The organism is Paenibacillus foliorum (genome assembly GCF_013141765.1).
GTDB lineage: Bacteria > Bacillota > Bacilli > Paenibacillales > NBRC-103111 > Paenibacillus_S > Paenibacillus_S foliorum.
In genome coordinates this window covers 1-3908 of record NZ_WHOD01000085.1, presented here as the reverse complement: position 1 = coordinate 3908, position 3908 = coordinate 1, and the positions used below count along the sequence as shown (strand labels likewise).

General features: G+C 36.2%; 4 protein-coding genes and 1 pseudogene. 2 read left to right on the top strand and 3 right to left on the bottom strand.

What is annotated here, in order from left to right:
• Positions 1-126 precede the first annotated feature (126 nt).
• Positions 127-441: pseudogene (locus GC093_RS22490) on the top strand (transposase); the annotation flags it as partial.
• A gap of 426 nt (positions 442-867) precedes the next feature.
• Here GC093_RS22490 and GC093_RS22485 read toward each other — a convergent pair.
• Positions 868-1785, bottom strand: coding sequence for a ketopantoate reductase family protein (locus GC093_RS22485; protein WP_171654158.1), 918 nt, complete (start codon positions 1783-1785; stop codon positions 868-870).
• 150 nt (positions 1786-1935) lie between these two features.
• On the opposite strand from GC093_RS22485, the gene GC093_RS22480 reads away from it, so the two are divergent.
• Positions 1936-2487, top strand: a complete 552-nt coding sequence (locus GC093_RS22480) for a TetR/AcrR family transcriptional regulator (protein WP_171654157.1) — start codon at positions 1936-1938, stop codon at positions 2485-2487.
• Positions 2488-2932: 445 nt separating this feature from the next.
• Here the strand turns inward: GC093_RS22480 and GC093_RS22475 are convergent, their stop codons facing one another.
• Both GC093_RS22475 and GC093_RS22470 read right to left on the bottom strand, forming a co-directional pair.
• On the bottom strand, positions 2933-3538 hold the full coding sequence (locus tag GC093_RS22475) for a pentapeptide repeat-containing protein (protein WP_171654156.1): 606 nt from the start codon (positions 3536-3538) through the stop codon (positions 2933-2935).
• A 52-nt stretch (positions 3539-3590) separates the two neighbouring features.
• The coding region (locus GC093_RS22470) for a MarR family winged helix-turn-helix transcriptional regulator (RefSeq protein WP_171654155.1) at positions 3591-3908 on the bottom strand (318 nt) is incomplete at its 5' end.

Sequence of the window (3908 nt, the reverse complement as noted above, 5' to 3'; positions counted from 1 at the left end):
CAGAATAAAAAGGTGAAAGTCCCTCTACCCAGTCCCCTAAATACCAGACATCGTTTTCGAAGTTCGGTTCTATTAGCCGATGAAGCAACACTTTATATCAAGATCAGTCTGCTACTTTCTTCTAAACGAGGGCGCTCAGAAAACTGGATTAACGAAAGAGTCCAACGCCTGGTAGATGCAGCAAAACAAAATCCCTTTCAACAAACCATGTATTCAAGCCACTTGATTAACCTAAAGATCCTAATAACCCTCATTCTTCAGTACCAGGAGCATCTTGCTGAGTTGGAAAATAACATTGATACCCTGGCTAAAGAAATTGAAGAGTATGATTTAAATCAGTCGATTCCCGGTATTGGCCCTAAAATTGCTGCAACAAGTATATCGGAAATTGGAGAATTCGACCGATTTGATCATCCTAAAAAACTGGTCGCCTTCGCAGGATATCCAGGTCTCCTAGTTCTCTTACCAGCATCTTGAACTGTAGGGCGTATGCTTTCAATGTACTCGGACTAAACCCCTGGATACGTTTATCAGCTTCATACAGTCGCCATAACTCACTTAAATGTTCTGTGAAAATAAAGTCTTAGACTAGAGTCGTTGAGTTAACAACGTTTTTGAATTAAAAAATCATCAGCTTCTTAAAAATAAGTTTTAGACTGGGTCCAATAAATAAAGCAGCGACAGAACAAGACTTGATAAATAAAGTCTTAGACTGCCGCTGTTGTTGTTCAATTATCGTTTCCCGTTAGTTTAGTCATGGATGCTACGAAATAACTATATATTTCGATTTTCATATTCAGATTAATGCCCAATTGAAGGATTTAATGAAAATAAATTAAAAATTAACATAATATTTTAACAAAAAAATTACTGAACATGTATTTCCGGTTTGATGTCATTTTGACTTAAAAATTTCATTAAATCATTACTCAGCTGCACAATCTCATTGTTAGCATTATTCGCATAATCCGGCAACATCATATCCCTAACCATTTTAGTTCGTAGCCATGTCATAAAGAAAAGATCCAAAAATAAGTTTGGAAATTTAAGCACCATTTTAAGCATTGGTGGATCAATTGAAACGCCAGCTTTTTGTATTGCCCTTAGATACGCTTTTAAAGTGACTGTTATTTTGCGTGCCGTCTTTCTGGCTGTTTTTTTGTCAATTATCTTATTCTCAGAATGTAAAAAGCTCAGCATGGCTATGTCTGATACGGAATGTGTGATTAGATACGCTTGCATATCCTTTTTAATAACGTAGGGAAGCTTTGCTGTTTTAAATAATTTTGCGAGGTTTTCTATGCGTTCTGTCACTACACCATTAATTTCTCCAAATGCAGTTGCCGCTATAATCTTTGGTAGAAATCGAGCATGCAATACTCCATCTTTAATCTGTCCGCCGAAGCCGGGAAAAGCTGGTAAAAGTCTATCCCCTACGATATCCAGCCACGAAGAAAATCCAATTGGATTATTAGTCATCGTAACTATATTTTTGCTTTGATTATCTTTTAGCGCTAACAACGCCGATTCGGACCGATCATAACGAACGGTAACGAAAATAAAATCGTATACATCGTCATTTTCGAGCGTATCAATGACATTCACTTGTATCGATCTAACTGTACCTTTTTCTTTATATTGCAGGCCATTTTCTTTTAATGATTTAAATCTATTAGAACGTGCAAACAGGGTAACGTCAAACCCTGCTTCAATGAGCTTAATTGCGTACATGCTCCCGATAACACCTGCACCAAAAATTAAAATTCTATCTTGTTTTGCTGACATTAAAACCACCCCTACTTATTAACATTTCCTTTTGATTATCAGGCAACATGTTGTATGATGTGATTGTAAATCTTTATTATTCCTTGATCAACCATCAGTTTTTTATTATTTGTCGGATGGGATATTCTTATTCGCTAGTAGGAGGGAAACATGAAAAAGCAACCCCAAATAACGGAGAAAACAAGACAAAAGTTTGTAGAAGTTTTTTGTGAGTTATATAGCCAAAAGCCGATTGAGAAAATTTCGGTTCGGGAAATTGCTAATAAGTCAGGATATAACCGCAGCACCTTTTATCAATACTTTACTGACATTTACGAATTGTTAGACTCTGTTGAAAATGACTTATTGAATGAATTAAAAAAAGAATTGGCGAATAAAGAGCTATCGATGCATACGGTTCAAGATACGCTCTATTGTCTGGACAAAAGAGAACATCTCCTGGTTCTTAATGCCCTTTTGGGTGATTATGGAAGTACCCGTTTTTTAAAACGCTTAAAAAAAGAAATCACTTTGGATCAATTAGAATTAAACGTTCCGCAAAACCATTCCTTAACGCCATACTTAATTGAGTTTTACCTGACAACTTCCCTTTCTTTATTTCGTCTTTGGCTCCAGCGTCAAAAGGATTTATCGTCAGAAGAATTTTTCAAGTTAGTGGAGAACCTATATTCAAGAGGGATTACGCCCTATTTTAAAGAATGAGTCTGTCATTCAAACCAAATCCATATGTTGTATAACAATAAAAAAGCGCGCATAAGCTTGTTTACACAATATACTCCATAAAGACTGACCTAACCTACTCTTAAGGGTCCGCATTCTGTAAATACAGACTTCTGCAAGTTTTTCTTCAGAGAAATTGCCTCTATTTGTGATACGGTTCACCGAGATTGATCTTAAACCTCCTACCCGTAAGCTTAATGAAGAATCGTCAGTCTAATACTTTATTTTCTCAGTCTACAACTTTATTTGCTGAGTCTAGCACTTTATTTTTCAGTCTAGAACGTTATTTTCTCCTTACATTAAAATCATAAATAAAACCTCCCATAAGAGCTATTAAATCTAGTTTGCTTCTTTTGGAAGGTTTTAGACTTACTTTATTAAACTAGCGTTCCCCGTTAGATGAACGAAGGATGAGACCGATAGTCATTTAATTCATTTTTGCTCCATGCGAGAGTGAAAACAACACTGCTTGCTCTGTATCCATTCGTAACCCCTTGAGTGTGATGGATTTGAAATCCACACCATCCATTTTAGCTCCCCTTACATCGGCTCCCTGTAATTTCGCTCTAGCTAGCATTGTTCTCGTAAGATCACAATTTCTGAAGTCAGCTTTTTCTAAATTTGCTTCGGTTAAATCTGATTCATAAAATTTAGTTCCACGTAAATCTTGCTTAACCAGTCTGGCATTTCTCAAATTAGTATAAGACCAATCCCCTTGGAATATGGTGATTCCATCCATATTGGCACTGGAAAAATCTGAACCCGTCATTTTACATTTTTCAAACTTCGAGACAAATAGATTGGCTTCGGTAAAGTTACAATTCTCAAACGCGGATTCCTTATGAACGGAGCTATTTAACGAGGCACCCCGAAAATTACATTCGACGAAACGGCAGTTCCTAGTTGTAATCTCCTCTAACGATCCGTTAGCAAATGTGCAACGATGGAAAGTGCAACTTGTTAGCTCGCCATACCTCAAATCTTGATTACAAAAGTCTACTCCTTCATAATTTTGATTGATATGCTCAAACATGATACTCCTCCTTTTCTAATAGTTGATACATCAACTATTAGGTGTACGCAAATCATTTTTTCATATTATCGCGCATCTTAATTAGAAGCCTGCGTAATTCATTCATTTCTTCAAGCGAAAAACCTGTTTCAAGTACATCAATAGTTCCTGAAATACAAGGTATTACATTTGTAACTAAGCTCTTACCTTTATCTGTTAAAGATACTTTAAAGTAACGACGGTCATAACTACTAGTAATTCTGTGCATTAGACCTTTATTTTCAAGGCTCACTATCATCCGAGTGATGCTTGATTTATCTTTTCTTAGAGCGAAAGCAATCTCACCCTGAGACAACCCATCCCGTTCATTGAGCAAAACAATTATAAAAGC

Excerpts from the sequence above, each read along its gene's own strand:
- GC093_RS22485 (WP_171654158.1), bottom strand. The coding sequence starts at position 1,785 with ATGTCAGCAAAACAAGATAGAATTTTAATTTTTGGTGCAGGTGTTATC.
- GC093_RS22480 (WP_171654157.1), top strand. The coding sequence starts at position 1,936 with ATGAAAAAGCAACCCCAAATAACGGAGAAAACAAGACAAAAGTTTGTA.
- GC093_RS22475 (WP_171654156.1), bottom strand. The coding sequence starts at position 3,538 with ATGTTTGAGCATATCAATCAAAATTATGAAGGAGTAGACTTTTGTAAT.